Origin of the sequence: Albimonas pacifica, assembly GCF_900113695.1 — a bacterium.
GTDB classification, from domain to species: domain Bacteria; phylum Pseudomonadota; class Alphaproteobacteria; order Rhodobacterales; family Rhodobacteraceae; genus Albimonas; species Albimonas pacifica.
Genome location: NZ_FOQH01000005.1, coordinates 488,540 through 514,564, shown reverse-complemented (window position 1 = coordinate 514,564; position 26,025 = coordinate 488,540). Strand labels below are relative to the sequence as shown.

Sequence of the window (26,025 nt, the reverse complement as noted above, 5' to 3'; positions counted from 1 at the left end):
ACGGACACGTCACCGTCGGCGTGACCGAAGCGCGCGCCCTCCGGACGCGGTTGACGTTTGCGTCAGAATGACGAGGTTGACGATCGGCCGGGCCGTCGGAACGCGGCGCGGCGCCAGCCGCGAGACGGAGCGGCGCGCGCCGCTCCGGCGAGCGCGGAGAGGCGCGTCCGGGGCGCGACGGAACCCGCCGCCCGCGGCGTGAGAGAAGGGGGCCGGCCCGGCCGGGCTCCGCATCGAGTGGACCGGCGCGCGCCGGAAAGTGACGAAGGCCGGCGCCCGCCGGTGGACGAAAGGCGGTTTCATGAGACTGGTTCCCGTTCTGATGGCGTTGGCCGTCTGCGTCGGGCTTTGGTTCTGGATCGTTCCGGCGAACGGCCAGCAGGTGGCGGCGGTGGACGCCCCCGCCGCCGGCGCCGATCCGCGCGGCGAGGCGCCGGCGGTGAAGGTCGTGGCCTTCCGCTCCCAGGCGCAGGACGTGCGCAACGCCATCGTCCTGCGCGGCCGGACCGAGGCGCACCGCCTGGTCGAGGTGAAGGCCGAGACCGCGGGCCTCGTCGTCTCCGACCCGCTGCGCGCCGGCGCGCATGTTCAGGCGGGCGACCTGCTGTGCCGGCTCGATTCCGGCTCGCGCGAGGCGCAGCTCGCCGAGGCGCAGGCCAAGCTCGGCCAGGCCGAGGCCGACGCCGAGGCGGCCGACACGCTCGCCCAGCGCGGGCTGACCGCCGAGAACACCGCCAAGGCCCGCCGCGCCGCGCTGGAGGCCGCCCGCGCCGCCGCGCGCGCCATCCAGCTCGACATCGAGCGGCTGGAGATCGACGCCCCCTTCTCCGGCGTGCTGGAGACGGATTCGGCCGAGATCGGCTCCCTCGTGCGCACCGGCGACGTCTGCGCCACGATCATCTCGCTCAGCCCCATCGAGATCGTGGGCTTCGTCCCGGAATCGGAGGTCGACGAGCTTTCGGTGGGCATGCCCGCCCATGCGCGGCTGGTCGACGGGCGCACCATCTCGGGCGAGGTCGCCTTCGTCTCGCGCTCCGCCGACCAGACCACCCGCACCTTCCGCGTGGAGATCGAGGCGCCCAACCCCGACCAGGGCGTGCGCGACGGCATGACCGCCGAGATCCTGATCCCCGTCGCCTCCGACCAGGCGCACCTGGCGCCGCAGTCGGCGCTGACGCTCGACGACTCGGGCGTGCTGGGCGTGCGCACCGTGGCCGAGGGCGAGGGCGGCGCGCCGGAGGCGAGGTTCGAGCCCGCCGAGATCCTGCGCGAGGACGAGGACGGCATCTGGCTGACCGGCCTGCCCGCCGAGGTCGCGATCATCTACGTGGGCCAGGAGTTCGTCGCCGACGGCCGCGCGCTGGACGTGACCTGGAAGGACTGGGACGGCGCGCAATGACCCCCCGCACGGATTTCAGCACGAACGGATCCCTCGCATGACCGGCATCATCGACTGGGCCGCGGCCCGGGCGCGGATGATCTTCGCCTTCATCCTGCTGACCATCGGGGCGGGCTCGCTCGCCTACGTGGGCCTGCCCAAGGAGGGCGAGCCCGACATCGACATCCCGATGGTGTTCATCTCGGCGCCCTTCCCCGGCATCACCGCCGAGGATTCGGAACGCCTGATGGTCAAGCCGCTCGAGCAGGAGCTGCGCTCCATCGACGGGCTCGACAAGATGACCTCCTTCGCCTCGGAGGGCTACGCAGGCGTCCTGCTGCAGTTCGAGTTCGGCTGGGACAAGACCGCCACGCTCGCCTCCGTGCGCGAGGCGGTGGACACCGCCAAGGTCGAGTTTCCCGCCGGCGCGGAGGAGCCGGAAGTCGACGAGTTCAACTTCTCCGAATTCCCGATCCTGGTGGTGGCGCTGTCGGGCGACGTGCCGGAACGCACGCTGCTCAAGGTCTCGAAGGACCTGCAGACCCGGCTCGAGGGCCTGCCCGAGGTGCTGGAGGCGGGGCTCGCCGGCCACCGCGAGGAGATGCTGGAGGTGGTCATCGACCCCCTCAAGCTGGAGGCCTACGACGTCACCGGCCAGGAGCTGGTGCAGGTGGTGGTCAACAACAACGCCCTGGTGGCGGCCGGCGCGGTCGAGAGCGGCTCGGGCCAGTATTCGGTGAAGCTGCCGGGCTCGTTCGAGGACCCCTCCGACGTCTACAACCTGCCGGTGAAGGTCAACGGCGACCGCATCGTCACCATGGGCGACATCGCCGACATCCGCCTGACCTTCGAGGACGCGCGGGGCACCGCGCGCTACAACGGCCACCCCACGGTCGCCCTGCAGGTGGTCAAGCGCAAGGGCATGCCCGTCATCGACACCGTCGACGCGGTGAAGGCCGAACTCGAGCGCGCCAAGGCCGAATGGCCCCAGCCGCTGCGCGAGGCGGTGGCGATCAACTACGCGATGGACGAATCCACCCAGGTGGCGGGGATGGTCGGCCAGCTCGAGGGCTCGGTGCTGACCGCCATCGCGCTGGTGATGATCGTGGTGCTGGGCTCGCTGGGCGTGCGCTCGGCGCTGCTGGTGGGCTTCTCGATCCCGACCTCGTTCCTGCTGTGCTTCGGGCTGCTGGCGGTGTTCGGGATGTCGATCACCAACATCGTGATGTTCGGCCTGATCCTCGCGGTGGGAATGCTGGTGGACGGGGCGATCGTGGTCGTCGAATACGCCGACCAGCGCATCAAGGAGGGCTCCGGCCCGATGCACGCCTATGTCGAGGCGGCCAAGCGGATGTTCTGGCCCATCGTCTCCTCGACCGCGACGACGCTCTGCGCCTTCCTGCCGATGCTGTTCTGGCCGGGGATCCCGGGCGAGTTCATGGGCAACCTGCCCGTCACCTTGATCTTCGTGCTCTCGGCCTCGCTGGTGGTGGCGCTGATCTACCTGCCGGTCGTGGGCGGCGTCGCGGGGCGGCTGACCCGCACGCTCGACCGCCGCTCGGCCGCCATGCAGGCGAGCTGGTCGCGGGGCGCGCGCGCGGCGCGCTTCGCGGTCATGGCCCTGCTGACCGCCGGCGCCGCCTTCATGATGATCGAGGCGCCCGGGACCCCGGCCCGCATCCTCTTCGCCGTGGTCCTGGTGCTGTTCTGGCTGGAGCTGTCGGCCGTCGCCGGCTCGTTCCGCGACCACGGCCTGCCGCCGCCGTCGCGCGCGGGCTACCGCCGCACGCCCTTCGGCCAGGTGATCCGGTTCCTGACCGGCAACCCGATCATGCCCTTCGTGGCCATCGGCTCGACGCTGGCCGCGGTCTTCTTCGTGATGGCGGTGTGGTATCCCGCCAACCAGCTCGGCACCGAGTTCTTCGTGAAGACCGAGCCGGAGCGCGCCGTGATCTACGTGCGCGCGCGGGGCAACCTCAGCCTCGCAGAGCGCGATCGCCTGCTGCATGCGGTCGAGAACATCGTGCTCGACATCGACGGCGTGCAGTCGGTCTTCGCCTTCGCCGGCGACGGCGGGCTGAACGACCGCGGCGGCAACGCCCCCAAGGACGCCGTCGGCCGCATCCAGCTCGAGCTTTCGCCCTGGGGCACGCGCCCGCCGGGCGACGAGGTGCTCGCCGTCATCGAGGAGGCCATCGCCGCCTATCCCGGCGTGATCTCCGAGGTCGCCCAGGCCCAGGAAGGCCCCCAGCAGGGCAAGCCGATCCAGCTGCGCCTGCAGGGCGACGACTGGCAGGAGCTCCAGGACGCCGCCGCGCTGGCCCGCGACCATTTCGAGGAGATGGAGGGCCTGGCCGAGGTCGAGGACACCCGCCCCCTGCCCGGCATCGACTGGGCGCTGGACGTGGACGTGGCCCAGGCCGGCCGCTTCGGCGCCGACGTCAGCCAGATCGGCCCGATGGTCAGCCTGATCACGCGGGGCATCCTGCTCGACGAGATGCGCCCCGACGGCTCGGACGAGGAGATCGAGATCCGCGTGCGCTACCCCGAAGAGGACCGGGTGATCTCCACGCTGGACACGATGCGCATCCGCACCTCCGCGGGCCTCGTGCCCCTGGAGAACTTCGTGGAGCGCGAGCCCGTGAAGAAGCTGGGCGAGATCAACCGCTTCAACGGGACCCGCTTCTTCGACGTGAAGGCGGACGTGGAGGAAGGCGTCAACGCCAACGTCAAGATCGCCGAGATCCAGGCCTGGATCGAGGCCGAGGACCCCTTCCCCGCCTCGGTCGCCTGGTCCTTCACCGGCGACCAGGAGGAGCAGGCGGAGTCGCAGGACTTCCTGATGAAGGCCTTCGCCGGCGCGCTGGGGCTGATGTTCGTGATCCTGCTGGCGCAGTTCAACTCGTTCTACAACTCGGCGCTGGTGCTCTCGGCGGTGGTGATGTCGGTGGCGGGCGTGCTGGTGGGCATGGTGATCATGCAGCAGCCGTTCTCGATCATCATGACCGGGACGGGCATCGTGGCGCTGGCGGGCATCGTGGTGAACAACAACATCGTGCTGATCGACACCTACCAGGAGTTCCGCCGCCAGATGCCGGAGCTGGAGGCGATCGTGCGCACGGCCGAGCAGCGCATCCGCCCCGTGCTGCTGACCACGATCACCACCATGGCCGGCCTCGCGCCGATGATGTTCGGGATCTCGGTCGACTTCTTCGGGGGCGGCTACACGATCGACGCGCCCTCGGCGCTGTGGTGGAAGCAGCTCTCGACCGCGGTGGTCTTCGGGCTGGGCTCGGCCACGGTGCTGACGCTGGTGGTGACGCCCGCGGCGCTGGCGGCGCGGATCTGGATCGGGGTCGGGGCGGCGAAGGCGCTGGCCTGGTCGCGCGATGCGCGCGAGGGGATGCGCCTGCGCCGGGCCGCCGCGCGCACCGCGCCCGCGGATCTGGTGTGGACCGGCGCGCCCGCCCCCGCGGCCCAGCGCTCGCTGAACCTCTTCGAGGAGGCGCACCCGAGGGCGGCCGAGTGAGCGGCCGCCCGGCGCGGGCTCAGTTGGTGGGGATCATCAGCACCGGGTTCGCCTCGGAGCTGGTCTGCTCCATGACGGTGGCGAGCAGCATCAGCATGGCGAAGCTCGCCTTGCTGGGGGCGTCGTCCGCGTCGATCCAGAAATAGTCGCCGTTGTATTCCGTCGCCGCATAGGCGCCGTGCAGCAGCGGCGCGCGGTCGGTGCGCCGGATCACGATGACGCCGGGCGGGCGACGCCAGTCGCCGGTCAGGAAGTAGGGCTCCTCCGAGTCCTCGGCCAGGATCGTGCGCCCGGCGTCGTCGAGGATCTCGATCAGCGGCCGGGTCTGGATGGCGATCGAGGCCGGCGCCCGCCGCGCCTGGGCGAGCGTCACCGGATGGCGCTCGTCGCCCTCGGGCAGGCGCAGAAGGCGGCGCGCGGTCTGCGCGTCGGCCGAGGCGCGCCCCGAGGGGTCGTCGAGGATCGTCAGATAGGCCACGGCGGCGCCCGTGTCGGCGTCGCGCTCGAACTCCATCAGCAGCCGGCCCGCGTCGCGCATCCGGGTCAGGGCCGAGATCAGCGTGTCGAAGTCCCCGCTCGACCCCGGCTCGGGCGGCGGGCCCGGCAGGCGCTGGTTGACCACGCCGTTGATGCTCTGCACCGCGAGGCCGAAGAGCGCGCGCAGGTCGGCCCCGCCGGAAGCCAGCGCCAGCAGGTCGGCGGGCGTGACGGGGCGCAGCACCACGCGGGCGTAGTCCACCCCCTGCAGGGGCTTGAGCGTGAAGGTCGGCCGGTCGGCGAAGGAGCCCTCGGCGAAGACGTTGAAATCGCTGTTGAAGAGGAAGTCGGTGCCCAGCACGTTGCCGGCCGAGCCGACCACCCGCCGCTCGTAGCCCGCCACGATCTGGTCGACACGCACGAAGCTGGGGATGTCGCCGTTGCGCACCGCGACGATGCTCTGGAGGAGCTGGCTCTTGCGCGCGTCGCGCAGGGCGACGGCGTAGTCGGCCTGGTCGGTCACCACCGCCCGCGGCCCGATGCCCGTGCACCCCGCGAGCAGCCCCGCGGCCGCCAGCGCCAGGATCGCCCGCGGCGCCCGAGGGAAAGACCGAACCCGTCTCATGAACGCTCCGCCGCTGAAATCCCGAGCCCCCCGCCTAGCGGCCGTCGATGGCGGAACCGCGGCGAGCCCGGCCCCTGGCGCTCCGCCCGCCGCAACGTCATCCGGCCCGCCCCGGAGGCCCGCAGGCGCCCCGCCCGCCCCGCGCCGCGGGCGGACCCGCCCCCCCGGCGCGACGGCCGACGCGGCGCGTCCGGCGAAGACGGACATCTCCCCGCCCGCCCCCCGCGCCCCTCCGGCCGTCCCGTCCGCCGCCCGCCCAGGGCCCCCGGGCCGCACGCCCGTCCGCCCCCGCGCGCCGCGAGCCCGCCGCCCGCCCCGGGCGCGCCACCCGACGCGGCGCCCTGGCCGCAAACGCAACGGGCGCTCCCCGCGAAGGGAGCGCCCGAAACCGGCAGGAACGGCCCGCAGGTCAGATCGCGCGGGCGCGGCTCTCGGCGAGGTAGATCTCGCGCAGGCGCCTGGCCACCGGGCCCGGGGTCCCGTCGCCCAGCGTCGCGCCGTCGATCTCGACCACCGGGGTCACGAAGGCGGAGGCGGAGGTGAAGAAGGCCTCGGCCGCGTTCTGCGCCTCCTCGATCGTGAACTTGCGCTCCTCGACCTTCATCTGCGCTTCCTTGGCGTATTTCATCACCGAGGCGCGGGTGATCCCGTGCAGCAGGTCCGTCGACAGGTCCCGGGTCACGATGGTCCCGTCCTTCGTGACGATCCAGGCGTTGTTCGAGGTGCCCTCGGTCACGAAGCCGTCCTCGACCAGCCAGGCGTCGTCCTTGCCCTGGGCCTTGGCCTCCATCTTCGCCAGCGACGGGAACAGCAGCTGCACCGTCTTGATGTCGCGCCGCGCCCAGCGCTGGTCCTCGATGGCGATCACCTTGATGCCGGTCGTGGCGGTCGGCGAATGCTCGATCGACTTGGCCTGCGTGAACAGCACCAGCGTGGGCTTGAGGTCCTTCGCCCAGACGAAGTCGCGGTCCGAGGCGCCGCGGGTCACCTGCAGGTAGACGCCGCCTTCCTTGACCTCGTTGCGCTTCACCAGCTCGCGGTGGATCTCCAGCAGCTCCTCGTCCGAGCAGGGCTCGGCCATCTTCAGCTCCGACAGGGAGCGGTGGAGGCGGGCGATGTGGCCCTCGAACTCCAGCAGCTTGCCGTCGAGGACCGAGCAGACCTCGTAGACGGCGTCGGCCATCAGGAAGCCGCGGTCGAAGATCGAGACCTTGGCCTCTTCCTCGGGGAGATACTCGCCGTTGACGTAGACGATGCGGGACATCGCGAAGACTCCTTGCGCGCGCAGGTGGCGCGGATCAGCCCCAGAGGGCCGGCGTGGACGGGTGGACGCCCTCGGCGTCGTAGAAGAGCGGCGGCTCGCGGTCCTCGGCCAGCAGCAGCGGCCCGTCGAGGTCCACGACCTCCGCCCCCTGCGCGCAGAGCACCGCCGGCGCCATGGCGAGCGACGAGCCCATCATGCAGCCCACCATCACCTGGTAGCCCTCGGCGCGCGCGGCGTCGCGAAGCTCGAGCGCCTCGGTCAGGCCGCCGGTCTTGTCGAGCTTGATGTTGATCATGTCGTACTTGCCCTTCAGGGCAGGCAGCGTGGCGGTGTCGTGGCAGCTCTCGTCGGCGCAGACCGGCACCAGGCGCTCGACCTCGGCGAGGTCGTCGTCCTTGCCGGCGGGCAGCGGCTGCTCGACCATCGCCACGCCCAGGCGCTGCAGCGCAGGCGCGAGCTCGGCGTATTCGGCGGCCGACCAGCCCTCGTTGGCGTCGACGATGATCTTCGACTTGGGCGCCCCCTCGCGCACCGCCTCGAGGCGGGCCATGTCGCCCTCGCCGCCCAGCTTGATCTTGAGGAGCGGGCGGAAGGCGTTCTCGGCGGCCTTGCGGCGCATGAACTCGGGATCGGCGAGCGAGAGCGTGTAGGCGGTGATGCAGGGGCCCGGCTTCTCCAGCCCAGCGAGGCGCCAGGCCTCGATGCCAGCGGCCTTCGCCTCCAGGTCCCACAGGGCGCAGTCGACGGCGTTGCGCGCGGCGCCCGCGTGCATCCGCTCGCGCAGCGCGGCCCGGTTGAGGCCCTGGGTCTCCAGGGCCTCGATCTCGGCGATCACGCCCTCGGGCGTCTCGTCGTAGCGCGGATAGGGGGTGCACTCCCCCCATCCCTTGAAGGCGCCGGCCGCGACCTCGACGGTCACCACCGCCTGCTCGGTGCGCGAGCCGCGCGAGATGGTGAAGGCCTCCCGCAAGCGGAAGACCTCCCGGCGGGCGGTCAGGATCGGGCCGGCCACGGGGCTCAGGCCACGAGCGCGTCGACGAGGGCGCCGACGCCGGTGCGGAACGGGTCCACGGCGGGCATCTTGTACTCCGCCTCCAGCTCCTTGAGGTAGGCCAGCGCCTCGGCCTCGGGCATGCCCGAGGTGTTGACCGAGATGCCGATCACCTTGCAGTCGGGATTGACCATCTGCGCCATGGTCAGCGCCAGATCCGCCACCGCGCCGATCGAGGGCACCTTGTAGTCCGGCAGGCCGCGCATGTGGGGCCGCGTCGGCTCATGGCAGACCACCAGCGCGTCGGGCTGGCCGCCGTGGATCAGCGCCAGCGTCACGCCCGAGTAGGAGGCGTGGAACAGCGAGCCCTGGCCCTCGATCAGGTCCCAGTGGTCGGCGTCGTTGTCGGGCGTGAGATACTCGATCGAGCCCGCCATGAAGTCGGCGATCACGGCGTCGAGCGGCACGCCGCCCCCGGTGATCAGGATGCCGGTCTGGCCGGTGGCGCGGAACGAGGACTTGATCCCGCGCTTCTCCATCTCCTTGCCCATGGCGAGCGCGGTGTACATCTTGCCCACCGAGCAGTCGGTGCCGACCGCGAGGCAGCGCTTGCCGGTGCGCTTCACGCCCGAGGCGATGGGGTATTTCACCGTCGGGATGCGCACGTCGTGCAGCGAGCGGCCGTTGGCCTTGGCCAGCGCCACCAGCTCGGGCTCGTCGCGCAGCAGGTTGTGCAGGCCGGAGGCGAGGTCGAGGCCCTTCTCCAGCGCCTCCTTCAGCACGACCTTCCACTTGTCGGAGATGATGCCGCCGCGGTTGGCGACGCCGATCACCAGCGTCTTCACGCCGGCCTCGACCGCCTGGTCGATGGTCATCTCGGGCAGCTTCATGTCGGCGTTGCAGCCGGGAAGGCGAAGCTGGCCGACGGCGGCGTCGGGGTTCCAGTCCTTGATCCCCTGGGCGACCTTGGCCGCAAGCGGATCGGGCGCGTCGCCCAGGAACAGGAGGTAGGGAAGCTCGATCATCGGCCGCTCCATGGTCGGGCAAGCTGCGGGAAGTTATCGATACTCGACCATTTCACGGCCCCGCCCGTCAATATTCGTTCGCGCACTGACGATAATTCGCAACATCCTCCCGCGGCCGGCGGATTTGGCGCAAGGGTCGTGCACGGAACCGGGGCCTGCGGGCGGCCCCGTGCAATCCGTCGCCGCGATGCAGCAAGCTCAGGCGGCGGCGACCGCGGGGCGAGGCGATTCCGAGGGACCCGCATCGCTGAGCGCGCGCAGCGTATCGGGGCGACTCGTCTCCTCCGGCACGGCGCAGAGGCCTGCGCGGGCCAGCGCCCGGCCCACGGCGGGCGAGGCGGTCAGCAGCGCGAAGGGGATCGCGAGCGTCAGCCCCGCCAGCACCGGCGCGGCCCAGGGCAGCGCGCCGGGCACGCTTGCCGCGATCAGCGCGGTCAGGCCCGCGCCGAACAGCGTCTGGGGCCAGAGGCCCCGCACCGCGTCCGCCAGCGTCAGCGCGTGCACGTCCCGCTCCTGCCCGTTCCAGGTCACCGTGCGGCCGAGGGCCAGGCCGATCAGGAAGATCGTCACCCGAAGCGCGGCGGCGGGGGCGAGGAGGATGGAGAAGACGGTCTCGATCAGCGCCCCGGCGAGGAAGCGCGGCGCGCCGCCATAGGCGCGGATCGCGCCCGGGGTCAGGGCCACGTCGATCCAGCCGGCGACCTTGGGGACCAGCGACATGGCGAACATCACCAGGAACATGGCGAGCCCGAAGGCGAGGTTCACGTCGTTCGCCTCCCCCAGCACGATCTTGGCGGCGGCGGCGAGCGTCATCAGCATCCAGGCCGGCGCGCCGAAATACATCATGATCGCCGCGAAGATCTGGAAGCGGCTCATCGGCTTCAGCCCCGGCAGGGCCAGCAGCTTGAGATACTGCATGTTCCCCTGGCACCAGCGCAGGTCGCGGCGGGTGAAGTCGAGGAGCGTGGGGGGATTGTCCTCCCACGACGGGCCCTCGACGGGGATCACGCGGACCTCGTAGCCCGCCCGGCGCATCAGCGCCGCCTCGACCTGGTCGTGGCTCAGGATCCAGCCCCCCAGCGGCGGCTTGCCCGGCAGGCGCGGCATGGCGCACTTGGCGCGGAACGGGGCCACGCGCACCAGCGCGTTGTGGCCCCAGAACGGGCCGCAGTCGCCATGCCACCAGGCCGCGCCGATGGTGAAGGAGCGCATGCCGTGGCGCATCCCGAACTGGAAGATCCGCGCGAAGGCGGAGGCCGACGGCGTGCCGACCACCAGCGACTGCAGGATGCCGATCCGCGGGTGGCTCTGCAGGATGCGGGTCATGCGCACGATCGCCTCGCCCGCCATCAGGCTGTCGCTGTCGAGCGGCAGGAACAGGTCGTAGTCCTTGCCCCAGCGCCGCAGGAAGTCGCGGATGTTGCCGGCCTTCCAGGCGTCGTTGCGGCTGCGGCGGCGATAGACGGCGTTGCCCAGCCGCGGACGCCAGCGCGCCATCGCGGCCTCCTCGGCCGCGGCGATTTCGGGGTCCGTGGTGTCGGAGAGGACGAAGAGGTCGTAGGCGTGCCCCTCGCCGGTCAGGTCCAGCGAGCGGCGGATCTCGGCCAGCCGGGCGAGCGCGCGGTCGGGCGCCTCGTTGCGGATGGTCATCGCCACCGCGGTGCGCAGACGGATCGGCTGGTCGGGATCGACGTCGAGATGCGGCGCGGCGCGCGCGAGCCCGTCGCGCGCGCCATGCAGCAGCCACAGGCCGATGACCGCGTTCCACGCCCCCATCAGCGTCCAGGGCGCGCCGACGGCGATGCAGACCAGGATCACGACGTCCGTCGCGCTCCACCCGCCGGCGCCGAAGACCTGGGTCGCCCCCCAGATCACCGCGGCGAGCGAGACGAGGTTCAGCCCCGCCGCCAGCGCCCGGCGCCGGGTCAGCGCGCGGGCCTGCTGCAGCCCCGCAGGCGTGGTCGAGGGCGCATCGCTCGGCAGCGGCAGGCCTGTGGCGATCTCGGTCATGCTTGTCCCTTGCATGCGCGGCGCGGGCCGCGTTCTCTCGTCATTCCCGCAGAGGTAGACGGAAACAGGCGAACGTGGAGTCGAATTCCAATCACGACCCGGCGACGACGCTGCGGCAGGAGACCGCGCCCGCGCTGGTCTACGTGGCCCCCCGGCAGGCCGAGATCCGCGAGATGCCGCTGGGCGAGGGCGAGGCGCTGCTGCGCATGGAGGTCTCGGCCCTCTCGCGCGGGACCGAGCGGCTGGTCTTCGAGGGCCGCGTGCCGCAGAGCGAGCGCGCCCGGATGCGCGCGCCCTTCCAGGCGGGCGAGTTCCCGTTCCCGGTGAAATACGGCTACTGCGCCGTCGCCCGCGTCGAGGAGGGGCCGGCCGAGTGGCTGGGCCGGCGGGTCTTCGCTCTGCATCCCCATCAGGCGCGCTTCCGCCTCCCCCTCTCGGCCCTGACGCCGCTGCCCGAAGGGCTGCCCCCCGGGCGCGCGGCGCTCGCCGCCAACATGGAGACGGCGCTGAACGTGACCTGGGACGCCGGCGTCGGCCCCGGCGACCGCGTGGCGGTGGTGGGCGCGGGGCTGGTCGGCTGCCTCGTCGCCCGGCTCTGCGCCCGGATCCCCGGCACGCAGGTCATCCTGTGCGACAGGCTGGCCTCGCGCCAAGCGGCGGCCGACGCGCTGGGCGTCAAGTTCACGTCATCGCCCGGTGAGTTCCCGCCGCCCTTCGCGGGGTTCGACGGGGGCGCCTGCGACGTGGCGATCCACGCCTCCGCCTCCGCCGCGGGCCTCGCAGCCGCGCTCGCCGCGCTGGGGCCCGAGGGGCGGGCGGTGGAGGCGAGCTGGCACGGCGCGGGAGAGACGCCGGTGCCCCTCGGCGGCGCCTTCCACGCGCGCCGGCTCTCGCTCGTCTCCAGCCAGGTGGGCCGCCTGCCCCCCTCCCGCGCGCCCCGCTGGGACCACGCCCGGCGGATGGGCGCGGCCCTGCGGCTGCTGGCCGAGGACCCGGCGCTGGACGCGCTGATCTCGGCCGAGACGCCCTTCGCCGAGCTCCCCGCCCGCCTGCCCGAGCTGCTCGCGCCCGGGGCGGAGGGGATCGCGACCCTGGTGCGCTATCCGTGAGACCGGCCGCCCTTCTTCCGCCGCCTCGTTCCGTCATCGTGACCGGGCGGCGCTTGACCTGCCGCGCTGGTCCGTGAAGCTGCGCGCGAGCCGTTGACCGTCCCCGAACCGGAGAATTCCATGTACGCCGTCGAGGTCCGAGACCACGTGATGCTGGCCCATTCCCTGCCCGGGGAGGTGTTCGGCCCCGCCCAGGGGCTGCACGGGGCGACCTATGTGGTGGACGTGGCCTTCTACCGAGCAGAGCTCGGGCCGGAGCGGATCGTGGTCGACATCGGCCGCGCCCACGAGGCGCTGAAGGCGGCGCTCGCCCCGCTCAACTACGCCAACCTCGACGAGACCTTCCCCGGCGAGCTGACCACCACCGAATGGCTGGCGAAGCACGTCCACGACCAGCTCTCGGCCGCGGCGCGCGCGGGGGGCCTGGGCGTGGGCTCGGAGGGGATCGAGCGGATCCGGGTGACGCTCAACGAAAGCCACGTGGCCCGCGCCTGGTACGAGGCCGCGCCGTGAACGAGCCGGCCTCCGGGACGCTGCGCGCGAGCTTCGCGATCCCCGGCGACATCGACGCGCCGACCGGGGGCTACGAATACGACCGCCGGCTGATCGCCGCCGCACCCGAGGCGGGGCTGGAGCTGAGCCACCTGCCCCTGCCCGGCGGCTTCCCCACGCCCTCGCGCGACGAGGCCGCCGCGGCGCGCGCCACGCTCGCCGCGGCGCTGGCCATGTCGCGGCGCCCGATCCTCGCCGACGGGCTCGCGCTGGGCGCGCTCGAGCCCGAGCGCTGGCCCGACGGCCTGGGCGAACGGCTGGTGATCCTGTGCCATCACCCGCTGGGGCTGGAGACCGGGCTGCTGCCCGACCAGGCCCGCGCGATGCTGGAGACGGAGGGCCGGGCGCTGCGGGCCGCGCGCTCGGTCCTGACCACCTCGCGCGCCACCGCCGCGACGCTGGCCGCCGAGCTGGGGGTGGATCCTGCGCGCATCCGGGTGGCCGAGCCCGGGCTCGACCCCGCCCCGCGCGCGCCGCGGCTGGGCGATCCGCCGCTGCTGCTGGGCGTGGGCACGCTCAGCGCGCGCAAGGACTGGCCGACGCTCGCGGCCGCGCTGGCGATGCTCAAGGACCGCGACTGGCGCTGCCTGATCGCCGGCGACGCCACCCGCGACCCCGAGGCGGCCGCGCGGCTGGAGCGGCTGCTGATCGACGAGGGGCTCGACGACCGCGTCGCCCTGCCCGGCGCCCTGCGCCGCGTCCAGATCGAGCGGCTCTACGAGGAGGCGGACCTGTTCTGCCTGCCCTCGCGCCACGAGGGCTACGGCATGGTGGTGATCGAGGCGATGGCCCGCGGGCTGCCGGTGCTCGCCTCCGACGCCGGCGCGATCCCCGAGGCCGCAGACGGCGCGGCCTTGCTGCTGCCCCCCGGCGATCCCGCCGCCTGGGCGGAGGCGATCGCGGGGCTGCTCGACGACCGCCAGGCGCGCGACCGCATGGCCGAGGCCTCGCTCGCCCGCGCCGCGCGCGCCGCCACCTGGGGCGACGCCGCGCGGATCGCGGCCGAGGCGCTGGCCGGGGCCGCGGGCGCCGGAGCGGGGACGCGATGAGCTTCGCCTCGAGCTGGCTCGCCCTGCGCGAACCCGCCGACGTCGCCGCGCGCGACCGCGGCCTGCTGTCGGCGCTGTCGGACTGGGTGGACGGGCGCAGCCTGCCCGCCACGGACCTGGGCTGCGGCACGGGCTCGACAGTGCGCGCCGTCGCGCCCTACGCCCGCTCGCTCGACTGGACGCTGGTCGACAACGACGTCGCCCTGCTGGAGGAGGCGGCCGCGCGCACCGGGGCGCGGACCCGCCCGCTCGACCTCGCCGCCGCGCCGGAGGCGGCGGTCGAGGGGGCGCGCCTGGTGACCGCCTCGGCGCTCTTCGACCTGGTCTCGGCCGACTGGCTGGGCCGTTTCGTGCAGGCGCTCGCGCCCGACGCCGCGGTCTATGCGGCGCTGAACTACGACGGGCGGGAGGCCTGGTCCCCCGCCCCCCCGCACGAGGCGCAGGCGCTGGCGGCCTTCCACCGCCACCAGGCGGGCGACAAGGGCTTCGGCCCCTCGCTCGGGCCCCAGGCAGGCGCGACTCTGGCGGCGATGCTGGCGCAGCGGGGCTGGAAGGTGCGCGTGGCCGACAGCGCCTGGCGGCTGGGGGCGGGCGAGCGCCCGCTGATCCGGGCGCTGGCCGAGGGCTCGGCCGAGGCGGTGGCCGCGACCGGCGCGCTGGTCGGCCGCAGGCTCGCCGACTGGCGGGCGGGACGGCGGGCGGCGACGGCGGTCGAGATCGGCCACCTCGACCTGCTGGCCCTGCCGCCGGAGGGCTGAGCGCTCAGCGCCCGGTCATGCGGCCCATCACCTCGTCGCGGTCGACGAGCCGGTGCTTCAGCGCGGCCAGCACATGGGCGAGCGCGAGGAACGCCAGCAGGATCGCCAGCGGCCCGTGCACGTCCTGGAGCAGCGTCTCCGCCAGCCCCCGGTTCGCCTCCAGCGGCAGGGCGAGGTCGGCCACGAACCAGAAGTCGGCCGGCGCGGGATAGGCGCTGACCCCGATCCAGCCCACGATCGGCGTCGCGATCAGCAGCGCGTAAAGGAGCATGTGCACCGCGTGCGAGGCGAAGCGCAGCGGCCGGGCTAGCGGCTCGGCATAGGCGGGCTCGCCCAGGGCGGCGCGGGCCACGACCCGCAGGATCATCAGCCCCAGCACCGTCAGGCCGAAGGACTTGTGCAGCGCGTAGAGCAGGTCGAACCCGCCGGGGCCGAGGGCCGCGTTCGCGGCCTCGACCGCCTCGGTCTCGTAGCCCTCGATGTAGAAGCCCAGCGGCAGCAGCGCGAGCAGGCACAGCGCCACCAGCCAATGCAGGACCCGCTGCACGAGGGGATAGACGGGGGGATGGACGGGGGGATGCGTGCGGGCGCTCATGTCCGGCTCCAGCTGCGGCGCAGGTCGCAGGTGAACAGCACGTCCCCGTCGCCGAAGACATGCACCCGGGTCTCGGGGCGCAGGGCCTGGTCGAGGCTCTCGATCGGGTTGAGGCGGAAGCCCTCCTTGCCCGAGCCCAGGATCATCGGCGCCACCAGGATGTGCAGCAGGTCCACCGCGCCCGCGTCGAGGAAGCGCGCCAGCGTGTCGGCGCCCCCCTCGACCAGGATCCGGCGGTGGCCGCGGGCGTGCAGCGCCGCGACGATGTCGGCCGGCGCGAAGCCGCCCGCGTCGCCGCGCAGGCGGATCGCCTCGACGCCGGGGGGGACCGCGACGCCCTCGCGGGTGATCACGATGACGGGAGCCGCCCCGTCGCTCAGCCCGCCCCAGCTCCGCGGCAGGCGTCCGGAGGGATCGACGACCACCCGCGCCGGGTGGCGACCGTCGCAGCGGCGCACGGTCAGGCGGGGGTCGTCGGCGGCGACGGTGCCGACGCCCACCACCACCGCGTCCACATGGGCGCGCAGCCGGTGGAGGTGGTCCAGCGCCATCTCGCCGTTGATGTACTTCGACGCCCCGGTCACCGTGGCGATCTTTCCGTCCAGCGTCTGGCCGAGCTGGGCGACGACGATGGGCCGGTCGTCGCCGGTCTCCGGCGTCAGGGGCAGGAAGGCCTCCTTGGGGGCGTAGGTCATGGGTCGCTCGTCTGGCTTTCGGCGGCCGGGAGGCCAGGTCGGGGGCGGTCGGCGGGCGGCGGAACGAGGGCGGCGGGCGCGAACCTGCCGCAGGTCATGGTAGCGCGATGGCGTCGCGAAACGAGGCGCGGCATCTGCGTCACTCCGCCGGAGCGGGAGCGGCGCGGGCCTCGGCCTCGCGCGCGGGGCGGGCCGGCGCCGGACGACGCCAGGGCTGGGACTTGAAGAAGCCGGCGACATAGGCGGTCAGGATCAGCACGCCGAAGCCCGCGAGGTTGCCGATCGCGACCGTGATCCCGTCGCGCCCCGCCACGTCCAGCGCCGCGCCGATCGCCTGGGCCAGCACCATCGAGACCAGGAACACCGCCAGCGACTGGGTGCCCACCTTGCGCACCACCGGCACGAAGCGCGCCCAGCCCGTCGTCTCGACCCAGCCGCGCCCGGCCGGGCCCAGCGCGGCCCAGCCGAGCACGACCAGGGCCGCGAAGGCCGCGACGGAGGTCATGTTCAGCCGCTCGCCGGGGATGAAGAGGTCGAAGCCGAAGGCGGCCTCGGCCCGCGGGCCCATCATCTCCATCAGCCAGGCGTCGAGCGCGGGGGCGTAGGCCGCGATGTCCGCGACCCAGGCCCAGGGCAACGTCACGACCACCACCGCGACCGCGGCCCAGAGCCAGCGGCGCGCGGGCGCGCCGGGCAGGCGCAGCGGCTCGGTCAGGCGGTGGCCGCGGGGGCCGACGGCCATCCAGGCGAGATAGGCGAGCGCGAGGAAATGCAGCCAGCGCAGCAGGCCCATCTCGGTCTTGCGCCACAGCGGCTCGGAGGCGGCGCGGGCGGCGGCGATCCAGTCCTGCAGCAGCCAGCCCTGCGGCAGCCACAGCCCGTCGTGGATGCGGAACCAGGCGAAGGGGATCGAGATCAGCACGACCGCCAGCGCGATCCAGGTCAGCAGGCGGCTGCGCGGCGGGACCGGGATCCAGCGCAGGCCCAGGAAGAAGCCCGAGAAGAACACCAGCGCCCAGCCGAAGGGGTTGAAGAACCACGGGATCTCGGGCGCCCAGGGGCGCGAGGGCAGGTCCAGGAGGCCGAACTGCGTGGCCAGCCACAGCGCCGCCACCAGCGCCGCCGCCGCGGGCGTCCCGCCCGCCAGATACGCGGCCATCACCGCCGGGATCAGCGCCAGGATGACGAGATACATCGGCAGGATGTCGAAATAGTTCGGGACCCAGGTCAGGGTGAACAGGCCCGCCAGCGCCGGCCCGGTGTCCTCGAACAGCGGCAGGATCGGCACGCGGGCGACGTAACGGACCGCGGGATCGCCCCAGCCCTGCGCGTCGAGGGTCCACAGCAGCAGCGCGACGACCAGCAGCAGGCCCACATGCGCCCAGTAGACCTGCCAGACCCGGAACCCGATCCGCGCCGTGCCCATCGGCCAGCCGTGGTCGCGATAGGCCCCGCCAAAGGCGATGGCCGAGGCCATGCCCGAACAGAACACGAAGATCTCGGTGGCGTCCGAGAAGCCGAACCGCGCCGGGATCCACAGCGTCCAGGGGTCGAACGGCGTGTGCGCCAGCAGGATGATGAACATCGCCAGCCCCCGGAAGAAGTCGAGCCGCATGTCGCGGGGCTTCTTCGCGGGCGCGGCCCCCGTCGCCGGGACGGCGGAGGGGCGGGCGGCGTGGGCGGGGCTGGCGGTCATTCGGTCTCCGGCCGCTCTGAGGCGACGTTGCTGGGGGCGGTCTTACTGGGCGGCGAAGGCGGCGGCGCGCAGGGCGGCCGCGCGCTCGGCGATGGCGGCGCGGCGGCGGGCGGCGTAGCCGTCCTCGGCCCCGCGGGCGGCGCAGCGGCGGGCGAGCGCGGCCTCGGCCGCGCGCACGTCGCCGGCGGCGAGCGCCGCGTCGATGCTCATCCGCTCGAACAGGTCGCGCTGGGCGTGGCTGCCGCCGATGCGCGCAAGCTGCGGCAGGGCCAGCGACAGCGCCCGGTGCGCCTCGCCCCAGCGCCCGGCGCGGAAGGCGTTCAGGCCGCGGGCGGCGGGCAGGCCCGCGACGGCGCAGACCTCGTGCTGGTCGTGGTCAAGGCCCTGCGCGTCGCGCGCGATGCGCGCGGTCAGCGCCGCGGCCTCCTGCGTCCGCCCGGCGCGGTTGAGCGCCAGCAGGTAGTGCAGGTCGGCGAAGACCACGCAGCCGTCCTCGGTCCGCGCGGCGGCGAGCGCGCCGAGCTCCTCCCAGCGCCCGCCGACGTCGGTCCCCTCGAGCTCGAGGCGCAGGAGCAGCGAGGCGGCGTTGGCGATGTCGCGGTAGTCGTCGGTCGGCTCGGGCCGCACCTTGCGGTCGTAGAGCGCCAGCGCCGCGCCCAGGTTCCCCCGGTCGAGGTGAAACAGCGCCAGGTGCCACCACACGTGGCAACCGAAGTTGTTGCAGTGCGACCAGTGGCGCGACTTGCCGGCGAGCCAGCGCACCCCCGCCTCCGCCCGGCCGGTCATGTCCATCACATGCGCCACCGCGTGCAGCCCCCAGGCGTCGTCGGGCGCGAGCTCCAGCCCCGCGCGGCCCTCCGCCTCGGCCTCGGCGTATTCGCCCGTCTCCTCCAGCGCGAAGGCCCGCTGGCCGAGGACGTAGCCCCGGTGCGGATGCTCCGGCCCGAAGCCTGCGTGGGGCTGGACGATGCGGTCGGCGGCGCGGCGCATGCCGGCCGCGTCGCCCAGCATGAAGCGGATCGCCTGGGCGAGCTTGGCGGCGAGCGAGTCGCCCGGATGCTCGGCCACGATCCGCTCCAGCCGGTCGGCGGCGACGAAGGCGCGGCCGGCGCGATGGTCCGCGAGCGCGGCGACATAGGCCCGCTCCCGCGCGTCGGCGCCCCCCTGGTCGGCGGCCGCCCGGGCGGCGGCCAGCGCCGCGTCGATGGCGGGGTCCAGCTCCCGCCGTCCCAGCAGCGACAGGAACAGGCCCTGCGCCGCATGGCCCAGCGCGAAGCCGGGGGCGAGGGCCAGCGTCTCGCCCAGGTGCACGGGAGTGGCGGCGGAATGGGCGAGGAAGGCCGCGACGGTCCGGTCCCACGGGCCCGCGGCCCGGGGATCGTCGAGCGAGATCGGATGGCCGGCTGCGTCGTCCAACATGGCGTCTCCTGGCCCGGCGTCGTCGCCGGAAGGGGCTGCGGTCCGCCCGCTCGCCGGGCGTCCCTGTGCCATGCTTATGTGTTGTTCGCAGGGCGCGGACGGTTCGTTTCGCCCTCTCACCCAAAGGTGACGCCGCGCGAGCGCCGGCGCGATGGCGCGTGAGCGCCGCCCGGGGTCAGGTGAGGACCGCCGCCGCCGGCCCCGGCGCCTGGGAGGATCGCCCATGAGACCGCTGATCGTCGCCCTCGCCCTGCTCGCCCCGCCCGCCGCGGCCGCGCCCGAGCGGGTCGAGCCGCGCCCCGGCCTGCGGGTGATCGAGACCGCGATCCCCTACGCCGAGCTCCTGCCCCGCCTGCGCGCCGCCATCGCCGCGGAGGGCATGGGCCTGGTGACCGAGGCCGGCCCCACAGAGGCCGCCGCCGCCCGCGGCGAGACGATCCCCGGCGACCGCGTGCTGGGCGTCTTCCGCAACGATTTCGCCGTGCGCGCCCTGCGCGCCTGCCTGCCCGCGATGATCGAGGCGCCGGTGCGCTTCCACCTCGTCGAGACGCCGCAGGGCGCGTCCCTCTCCTGGAAGACGCCGGGCGCGGTCTTCGCCGCCTACGCCGACGACTGCGGGCCGGGGATCGCCGGGATCGGCGCCGAGCTCGACCCGATCTTCGAGGCGATCGCCGCCCGCGCCGTCGCCCCCTGAGCGCTCACCAGCGCCGGTCGACCTTGGTGGTGAGCTGGACCAGCGTCTCGATCCCCCGCACCCCCTCGATCATCGCGATCCGGTCGAGCGCCGCGTCGAGCTGGGCGGTGTCCGGCGCCCCCACCTGGGCCGCGAGGTCGAAGCGGCCCGAGGTGGTGTGCAGGCTCTCGACCTCGCGCATCCGGCCGATGGTGGTGGCCACGGGGTTGGCGTAGCGGGGCTCGACCTGCACCAGCACATAGGCGCGGATCATCGCGCCGGGCGCGGTCTCGGTGCGCACGGTGTAGCCCCGGATCACGCCCGCGCGCTCCAGCTTCTCGATGCGGGCCTGCACGGTGGTGCGGGCCAGGTTGAGCTTGCGCGCGAGCTCGGTGGCGGGGGCGCGGGCGTTGCGGGCCAGCAGGCCCAGCAGGGCGCGGTCGGTCTCGTCCAGCGACTCGGACATCTGACATCCTGACGATTAACTCGGCGATCCGCAGGCAAAATACATCATTATGCGCATTTAGTCAGGTCGATTTCGACCGCATATCCCGCATCCTCAGTTATCGGAACAAACGGCAACGGAGCGATCCGACCGACCCATCCTACCGCGCAGCAGAAGGAACCGCCGCGCATGTCCCAGGCCGCCCCCATCTGGTCCTCCCTGGAAGCCTTCATCGCTTCCGAGCAGCCGGACGAGCCGGTGTTCTTCCTCAGCCCCTCGGCGGTGACCGCGGGCGCTAGGGCCTTCCTGGACGGGTTTCCCGGCTTCGTGACCTACGCGGTGAAGGCGAACCCCGCCCCCGCGGTTCTGCTGGGCCTGATCGCGGCCGGCGTGCGCGGCTTCGACGTCGCCTCCCCCGAGGAGATCGCGATGCTTCGCAAGCTCTGCCCCGAGGCGGCGCTGCACTACCACAACCCGATCAAGTCGCGTTCGGAGCTGCGCTTCGCGCTGGCCCATGACGTGCGCACCTACTCGGTCGACAACCGCGCCGAGCTGGAGAAGATGATCGAGGTCTTCACCGCCGAGTCCGATCCCTCGCGCATCGAGCTCTCGGTCCGCTTCCGCATGCCCGTGAAGGGCGGCGCCTACGACTTCGGCACCAAGTTCGGCGCGACCGAGGAGTATGCGGCCGAGCTGCTGGCCCGCGCGGCCGCGGCAGGCTTCGTGACCTCGCTGACCTTCCACCCGGGCACCCAGTGCAAGTCGCCCGACGCCTACGTCTCCTACATCGAGGCGGCCGGCCGCATCGTGAAAGCGGCCGGGGTTCGATGCGCGCGGCTCAACGTCGGCGGCGGCTTCCCGGGCGGCAAGGCCGAGGGCGCCCCCGAGCTGCCGGTCTACTTCGCCGCGATCAAGGCCGCGGCCGTCGCGACCTTCGGCGAGGATCACCCGGCGCTGGTCTGCGAGCCCGGCCGCGGCATGATCGCCAACTCGATGGCGCTGGTCACCCGCGTGAAGCTGGTCCGTGAGGACGGCGCGGTGTTCCTCAACGACGGCGTCTACGGCGGCCTCGCCGAGGCCCCCCTGACCGGCACGGTTCCCGCGATGCGCGCCTGCCGCGAGGACGGCTCGGCGGTCGAGGGCGCGGGCGTCGCCCGGGTGATCTTCGGCCCGACCTGCGACTCGGTCGACCGGATGCCCGGCGACAACGAGCTGCCCGAGACGCTGGCCGAGGGCGACTTCGTGATCTTCGAGGGCCTGGGCGCCTACGGCACCGCGACCGCGACCCGCTTCAACGGCTTCGGCCCGGGCCGCACCGAGCTGACCGAGACCCTGGGCGCCCCCGAGGTCCTGGCGCTCGCCGCCTGATCCTCGCGCCGCATCGCTGAAACGCCGAACGGCCGCGCCCCCGGGCGCGGCCGTTTCCATTGCGGGGGGCCGACCGCTCGGGCGGCGGCCGGCATGAAAACGGCGCCCCGGGGCTGGCCCGGGGCGCCGGTTGGCGTGCGCGGCAGGGGAGGTCAGGCGTCGCCGTCGCGGTCCCGCTCGGCCAGCGCGCGGGCGACCTCGCGCTCGATCAGGGCGCGGATGTTGGCCGAGATGCGCTCGCCCAGCGGACCGGCCAGCTCTTCGCGGATCGACTGGCGCACGATCTCCACCAGCTCGTCGCGGTTGCGCGGCAGGCCGGTCGCGGCGAGCGGTCCGGGGGTCGCGCTGGAAAAGGCCTCCCGCAGCTCGCGCGACGAGGCGCCGGCGCCCTCGCGCTCCACCTCCGGGTCGGCGGCGACGGGGCGCAGGCTCCCGGAACGCGGATCGTCGGCGCGCAGGCTCTGCGCGCGGGGCGGGACCTCGGCGTCCGCCGCGGGCTCGGAATCGACCGATCCGGCCGGGGTCTCCGCCTCAGGCTCGGGCTGGAAGGCGGGCTGGGCCGGGTCGCCGGGGAACGGCGGCGGGGTCTGCGCGTCCTGGCCGGCATCCTCGACCGGCGGGGCCGGCTCGGGCGTCAGGGCCCAGGCGGGGGGCTGGGCGAAGGAGGTCGGGGCTGGGGCCCCCGACGACCAGGCCGGCGGCTCGGGCGAGACGCCGGCGGGCCGCTCCTCCGCGGCGTCGTCCGACCGGGGCTCGGCAGCGGCGCCCCAGGCGGGGGCCTCCGGCGGGACGCCCCAGGCGGGCGCCTCGGGCGCCGGCGGGGCGTCGCCGGGCTGCGGCGCGGGGGCCCAAGCGGGGACTTCGGGCGCGGGCGCAGGATCGGGCGCGGGCGACCAGGCGGTCGGCTCGGGGGCGGCGGAGGCGCCGCCGCCGTCGATCCGCTCGGTCAGCAGCAGCGGAGGCTCCTCGTCCTCCGCGGGCGGCAGCACGTCGGGCAGCGGCGCGCCCAGGCGCCCGCCCCCGCCGCGCATCTGCGGGGTCAGCACCAGCACGCCGGCGCCGTCCTCCTCCTCGGCCAGGGTCCGGCGAACCGCGTCGCCCAGATCCTCGCCGTCCCTGTCTCCCTGCCCGCCGACCATCGCGTTACGGCCGGTAGGGCTTGGACCACTGGGTCTCTTCGCCCCGCGGGTAATCGTAGGGATTCTCGGCGACGACGTCGGTCCGGTACTCGTCCGGATCGTAGGGCGTGACGTCGAGGCCGAGATGGCTGACCGTCAGCGCGCCCACCGAGGCGAGCAGGTTGTAGCCGGCCACATACTCGTCCCGCTGGGCCGAGATCAGGTCGGCCCGGGCCGAGGCCAGCTCCTGCTCGGCGTCCAGCACGTTGAGCGTGGTGCGTGCGCCCAGCGTCGCTTCCTCGCGCACGCCGTCGAAGGCGATCTGGGCGGCCCGGATCTGCTGGCGCGCGGCGGTGATCGAGGCGCGCGCCACGTCGAGGCCCGACCAGGAGTTCGACACCGTCTGGCGCACCGTGCGGCCGGTGTCCTGGATCAGCGCCATGGCGCGTGCCAGGTTCGCCTGCGCCTGGCGCACGGCCGAGGCGTTGCGCCCGCCGGTCCACAGCGGCATCGAGGCGGTGACGCCCACCGACACGGCGTTCGAATCCGTCGCCGACTGCACCTCGTCGATGAAGACCGAGCTGTCGGAGTAGCCGGCCGAGCCGTTGATCGAGACCTGCGGCAGCCGCCGGCCGATGGCGACCTTCACCTGGCTCTCGGCCTCGCGCGCGTTGAAGCGCGCCGCGATCAGGTCGGGGTGCTGCGCCTCGGCCAGCGCGATGGCGGCCTGCTCGCTCTCGGGCAGCGGGGGCAGCGGCGGCGGGGTGTCCAGCTCGTCCGCCGCCTCGCCGACGGCGGCCAGGTAGGCCTGGCGGGAGCGGGCGAGCTGCCCCACGATCGCGGCGAGCGTCGAGCGCGAGGCGGCCAGGCGCGACTCGGCCTGGGCCACGTCGGTGCGGGTGACCTCGCCGACCTCGAAGCGGTCCTGCGCGGCCTTGAGCTGCTCGCCGATGACCCGGACGTTGGAACGCGCCACGCCCACCAGGGCGATGTCGCGGCGCACGTCCTCGAAGGCGGTGACCGCGGCCAGCAGCACGTTCTGCTCGGCCGAGGTCAGCGAGGATCGCCCCGAGCGCACCGCCTGCAGCGCGGCCTCGGAGCTGTTCTCGATCTGACCGCCCGAGTAGATCGGGATCGAGCCCTGCAGCCCGAGGTCGAAGGGATCGGTGTCGTCGCGCGACCGCGGCGCCGCCAGCGAGCGGCGCGTGTCGGTGTTCTGCCAGCCGTAGTCGGCCTGGAGGTTGACCGTGCCCCAGGCCTGCGCCCGCGCCTGGAACTCGGCCTCGTCGAGGCCGCGCAGGGCTGCGCGCTGGGCCGCCAGGCCAGGATGGTTCGCGTAGGCCTTCGCCATCGCGTCGGCCAGGCTTTCGGCCTGCGAAGGCCCAGCCAGGGCGAGCAGCGCGCATAGCGCCGTCGCGAGGCCAAAGGGTTTGCTCGTCATCGTCTGTGTTCCCGCCGTTGTTCCGCTCGGTTTTCGTGCGAGCCGGGCGCGGTGCGGGCCGACCCGGCTCCTTCGGGCGAACCCTAGCGGAGGGAAATGCGGCCGGAAAGCGAAACCGCGCGTCACCGTGCGGCGCCGCGGCAAGCGTGACCGTGGGGACTCAGCGCAGGCCCGGGCCGCGCGCGGCGGGCGGGACGCGAAACGCCCCGGGCGGGCCCGGGGCGGCCTGTCGTGCGCGGCGCGGGACCGACGCTCAGAACTCGAAGACGGCGGCCTTCTCGAAGCCGTCCAGCACCGGGGCTGCGGCGTCGAACACCCGGAAGGAGGAGACGACGCCGGCGGTGCGGGTGAACACCTCGCAGCGGCCGTAGGCGCCGTTCATGCGGATCGCCACCAGGCGGCCGCCCTCGCGAAGCTGGTCGAGCAGCGGCTGGGGCAGCTCCTCGACCCCGCCCTGCACGAAGATCACGTTGTAGGGAGCGTGGTCCGCGGCGCCCTGCGCCATCGGCCCCTCGATCACCTCGGCGTTGTCGACCTCGTGATCCTCCAGCGCGGCGCGGGCGGCGCGGGCCATGTCGGCGTCGCTCTCCACCGCGATCACCGCGGCGGCGAGACGGGCGAGCACGGCGGTCGAGTAGCCGAGCCCGCAGCCCAGGTCGAGCACCAGGTCGTCGGGCCCCACGTCCGAAGCCTCGAGCATCTTGGCGAAGGTGCGGGGGTCGAGGATCACCCGGTTCGGGCCCAGCGGCAGATGCTCGCCCGCGTAGGCGACCTCGCGCAGCGGGCCCGGCGCGTAGGCCTCGCGCGGGACGGAGAGCATGGCGTCGATGATCGGGTAGGACGTGACGTCCGAGGGACGGACCTGGTTGTCCACCATGGCGACGCGGGCTGCGGCGTAATCGGTCATCCGGATCTCCGAGGCGCTCGGGCCGTCTGCGCGCGGCCCCTGACGTTCAGGCGGATAGCGCAGGAGCGGCGCGCGTGCAATGCGACGGGGAGGTTTGCGGGCGCAAAACGCGCCGGAAACGGCCGATCCGGCGCCCGGGCGGCGCGGCTCAGCCCAGGCACTCGCCCTGCCCCAGCGGCTCCTCGACCGCGGCGAAGAAGATCCAGTCGGCCGCCGGCCCCACCTCGAAGATCACCGAGACCTGAACCTCCGCCGGGACCAGGTCGCGGGTCTTGATCTTGCGCGCGTAGCTGCGCGGGCCGGCGGGACAGTGGATGTCGAGAAACGCGTGGTCGGCCTGGGCGGCGGCGAGCCAGCTCTCGAAGGCCGCGATGGCGTCGGGGACCGAGACCGGGACCGAGGGCGGGGCCAGCGGGTCCGCGGACGGCGCGAAGGCCACCCGGCAGCCGGTGAAGACCGCGCCCGCCACCGCATGTTCCATATGCGCGAGCTGCACCTGGCCCGTGGCGCCGCTCCAGGCCAGCCCGTTCGAGCGCACGTCGATCCGCGAGGCCGAGAGCGGGTCGAGGGGCGCGAGGCCGTTTTCGTCGGCGTCCTGCGTCTCGATCATCGCCTGGGCGCAGCGGGTCAGGGCGAGGTCGCTCCAGTCGTCCTCGACCGGGCCGGCAAGCGCCTCGGCCGAGGCGGCGAAGAGCAGGAGCGCGGCCAGCACCGGGCGCAGCAGGCGCGGGGCGGCGGGCCGGGCGGGACGCTCCCCGAAGACCGGGTTGGACAGGGGACGGGGACGACGCATGGACATGACGCGGCTCCGCAGCCGGAGCGGCGGGGGCGGCCGCGGACGCGATCCTCAGGCGACGCCTCCCCCGGGGCCGACCCTGGCCCCCGCGCCGCACGCTCGCGC

Annotated in this window: 22 protein-coding genes; 8 read left to right on the top strand and 14 right to left on the bottom strand. The window is 73.8% G+C overall.

Annotated features, from left to right (window positions below; all coding sequences use genetic code 11):
* Positions 1-301 precede the first annotated feature (301 nt).
* Both BM064_RS13445 and BM064_RS13440 read left to right on the top strand, forming a co-directional pair.
* Positions 302-1,399, top strand: coding sequence for an efflux RND transporter periplasmic adaptor subunit (locus tag BM064_RS13445; RefSeq protein ID WP_092860277.1), 1,098 nt, complete (start codon positions 302-304; stop codon positions 1,397-1,399).
* 37 nt (positions 1,400-1,436) lie between these two features.
* The gene (locus BM064_RS13440) at positions 1,437-4,907 is read left to right on the top strand and encodes an efflux RND transporter permease subunit (RefSeq protein ID WP_092860276.1); all 3,471 of its coding nucleotides are present in this window, start codon (positions 1,437-1,439) and stop codon (positions 4,905-4,907) included.
* A gap of 19 nt (positions 4,908-4,926) precedes the next feature.
* Here the strand turns inward: BM064_RS13440 and BM064_RS13435 are convergent, their stop codons facing one another.
* The 5 genes from BM064_RS13435 to mdoH form a co-directional block, all read right to left on the bottom strand.
* On the bottom strand, positions 4,927-6,009 hold the full coding sequence (locus BM064_RS13435; protein WP_092860275.1) for a hypothetical protein: 1,083 nt from the start codon (positions 6,007-6,009) through the stop codon (positions 4,927-4,929).
* Between the two features lie 409 nt (positions 6,010-6,418).
* Positions 6,419-7,273: a D-amino-acid transaminase gene (locus tag BM064_RS13430; protein WP_092860274.1), complete on the bottom strand. Its 855-nt coding sequence runs from the start codon at positions 7,271-7,273 to the stop codon at positions 6,419-6,421.
* A 34-nt stretch (positions 7,274-7,307) separates the two neighbouring features.
* Positions 7,308-8,285 carry an N-acetyl-D-Glu racemase DgcA gene (gene dgcA / locus BM064_RS13425; protein ID WP_245779150.1) on the bottom strand — a complete coding sequence of 326 codons (978 nt, stop codon included), beginning with the start codon at positions 8,283-8,285 and terminating at the stop codon, positions 7,308-7,310.
* A 5-nt stretch (positions 8,286-8,290) separates the two neighbouring features.
* The gene (dgcN, locus tag BM064_RS13420; RefSeq protein WP_092860273.1) at positions 8,291-9,289 is read right to left on the bottom strand and encodes an N-acetyltransferase DgcN; all 999 of its coding nucleotides are present in this window, start codon (positions 9,287-9,289) and stop codon (positions 8,291-8,293) included.
* A 198-nt stretch (positions 9,290-9,487) separates the two neighbouring features.
* Complete coding sequence (gene mdoH / locus BM064_RS13415; protein ID WP_218161033.1) at positions 9,488-11,299, bottom strand: glucans biosynthesis glucosyltransferase MdoH; 1,812 nt, start codon at positions 11,297-11,299, stop codon at positions 9,488-9,490.
* 74 nt (positions 11,300-11,373) lie between these two features.
* Between mdoH and BM064_RS13410 the strand changes: the two genes are divergently transcribed.
* From BM064_RS13410 to BM064_RS13395, 4 genes are all read left to right on the top strand, one after another.
* Positions 11,374-12,408: a zinc-dependent alcohol dehydrogenase gene (locus BM064_RS13410; RefSeq protein WP_245779149.1), complete on the top strand. Its 1,035-nt coding sequence runs from the start codon at positions 11,374-11,376 to the stop codon at positions 12,406-12,408.
* A gap of 120 nt (positions 12,409-12,528) precedes the next feature.
* Positions 12,529-12,921, top strand: a complete 393-nt coding sequence (locus BM064_RS13405; RefSeq protein ID WP_092860271.1) for a 6-pyruvoyl trahydropterin synthase family protein — start codon at positions 12,529-12,531, stop codon at positions 12,919-12,921.
* A complete protein-coding gene (locus BM064_RS13400; RefSeq protein ID WP_092860270.1) occupies positions 12,918-14,009 on the top strand; it encodes a glycosyltransferase family 4 protein in 1,092 nt (363 codons plus the stop codon). The genes BM064_RS13405 and BM064_RS13400 overlap by 4 nt, the downstream gene beginning before the upstream one ends.
* Complete coding sequence (locus BM064_RS13395) at positions 14,006-14,767, top strand: class I SAM-dependent methyltransferase (protein WP_092860269.1); 762 nt, start codon at positions 14,006-14,008, stop codon at positions 14,765-14,767. Before BM064_RS13400 ends, BM064_RS13395 begins: the two co-directional genes overlap by 4 nt.
* Positions 14,768-14,771: 4 nt before the next feature.
* Here BM064_RS13395 and BM064_RS13390 read toward each other — a convergent pair whose 3' ends face one another.
* The 4 genes from BM064_RS13390 to BM064_RS13375 all read right to left on the bottom strand — a co-directional run bounded on the left by BM064_RS13390 (position 14,772) and on the right by BM064_RS13375 (position 19,172).
* Positions 14,772-15,362: a cytochrome b gene (locus tag BM064_RS13390; protein ID WP_092860268.1), complete on the bottom strand. Its 591-nt coding sequence runs from the start codon at positions 15,360-15,362 to the stop codon at positions 14,772-14,774.
* Positions 15,359-16,057: a RibD family protein gene (locus BM064_RS13385; RefSeq protein ID WP_092860267.1), complete on the bottom strand. Its 699-nt coding sequence runs from the start codon at positions 16,055-16,057 to the stop codon at positions 15,359-15,361. Before BM064_RS13385 ends, BM064_RS13390 begins: the two co-directional genes overlap by 4 nt.
* Positions 16,058-16,196: 139 nt before the next feature.
* Entirely contained in the window at positions 16,197-17,753 is a 1,557-nt protein-coding gene (locus BM064_RS27465) for an OpgC family protein (RefSeq protein WP_177236245.1), read from the bottom strand.
* A 42-nt stretch (positions 17,754-17,795) separates the two neighbouring features.
* On the bottom strand, positions 17,796-19,172 hold the full coding sequence (locus tag BM064_RS13375) for a tetratricopeptide repeat protein (protein ID WP_092860266.1): 1,377 nt from the start codon (positions 19,170-19,172) through the stop codon (positions 17,796-17,798).
* A 223-nt stretch (positions 19,173-19,395) separates the two neighbouring features.
* Here BM064_RS13375 and BM064_RS13370 point away from each other — a divergent pair, with 223 nt between their 5' ends.
* Positions 19,396-19,866 (top strand): DUF302 domain-containing protein, encoded by a 471-nt coding sequence (locus tag BM064_RS13370; RefSeq protein WP_177236244.1) that lies wholly within the window; start codon positions 19,396-19,398, stop codon positions 19,864-19,866.
* A 4-nt stretch (positions 19,867-19,870) separates the two neighbouring features.
* Here BM064_RS13370 and BM064_RS13365 read toward each other — a convergent pair whose 3' ends face one another.
* The gene (locus BM064_RS13365; RefSeq protein ID WP_092860264.1) at positions 19,871-20,311 is read right to left on the bottom strand and encodes an Lrp/AsnC family transcriptional regulator; all 441 of its coding nucleotides are present in this window, start codon (positions 20,309-20,311) and stop codon (positions 19,871-19,873) included.
* Positions 20,312-20,479: 168 nt separating this feature from the next.
* On the opposite strand from BM064_RS13365, the gene BM064_RS13360 reads away from it, so the two are divergent.
* Positions 20,480-21,658, top strand: coding sequence for a type III PLP-dependent enzyme domain-containing protein (locus BM064_RS13360; protein ID WP_092860263.1), 1,179 nt, complete (start codon positions 20,480-20,482; stop codon positions 21,656-21,658).
* Between the two features lie 152 nt (positions 21,659-21,810).
* Here the strand turns inward: BM064_RS13360 and BM064_RS13355 are convergent, their stop codons facing one another.
* The 4 genes from BM064_RS13355 to BM064_RS13340 form a co-directional block, all read right to left on the bottom strand.
* A complete protein-coding gene (locus BM064_RS13355) occupies positions 21,811-22,797 on the bottom strand; it encodes a hypothetical protein (RefSeq protein WP_092860262.1) in 987 nt (328 codons plus the stop codon).
* Positions 22,798-22,801: 4 nt separating this feature from the next.
* Positions 22,802-24,217 carry a TolC family outer membrane protein gene (locus BM064_RS13350; RefSeq protein ID WP_092860261.1) on the bottom strand — a complete coding sequence of 472 codons (1,416 nt, stop codon included), beginning with the start codon at positions 24,215-24,217 and terminating at the stop codon, positions 22,802-22,804.
* A 253-nt stretch (positions 24,218-24,470) separates the two neighbouring features.
* On the bottom strand, positions 24,471-25,124 hold the full coding sequence (locus BM064_RS13345) for a protein-L-isoaspartate O-methyltransferase family protein (protein WP_092860260.1): 654 nt from the start codon (positions 25,122-25,124) through the stop codon (positions 24,471-24,473).
* Between the two features lie 148 nt (positions 25,125-25,272).
* Positions 25,273-25,923: a hypothetical protein gene (locus BM064_RS13340; protein ID WP_092860259.1), complete on the bottom strand. Its 651-nt coding sequence runs from the start codon at positions 25,921-25,923 to the stop codon at positions 25,273-25,275.
* Between the last annotated feature and the right edge of the window lie 102 nt (positions 25,924-26,025).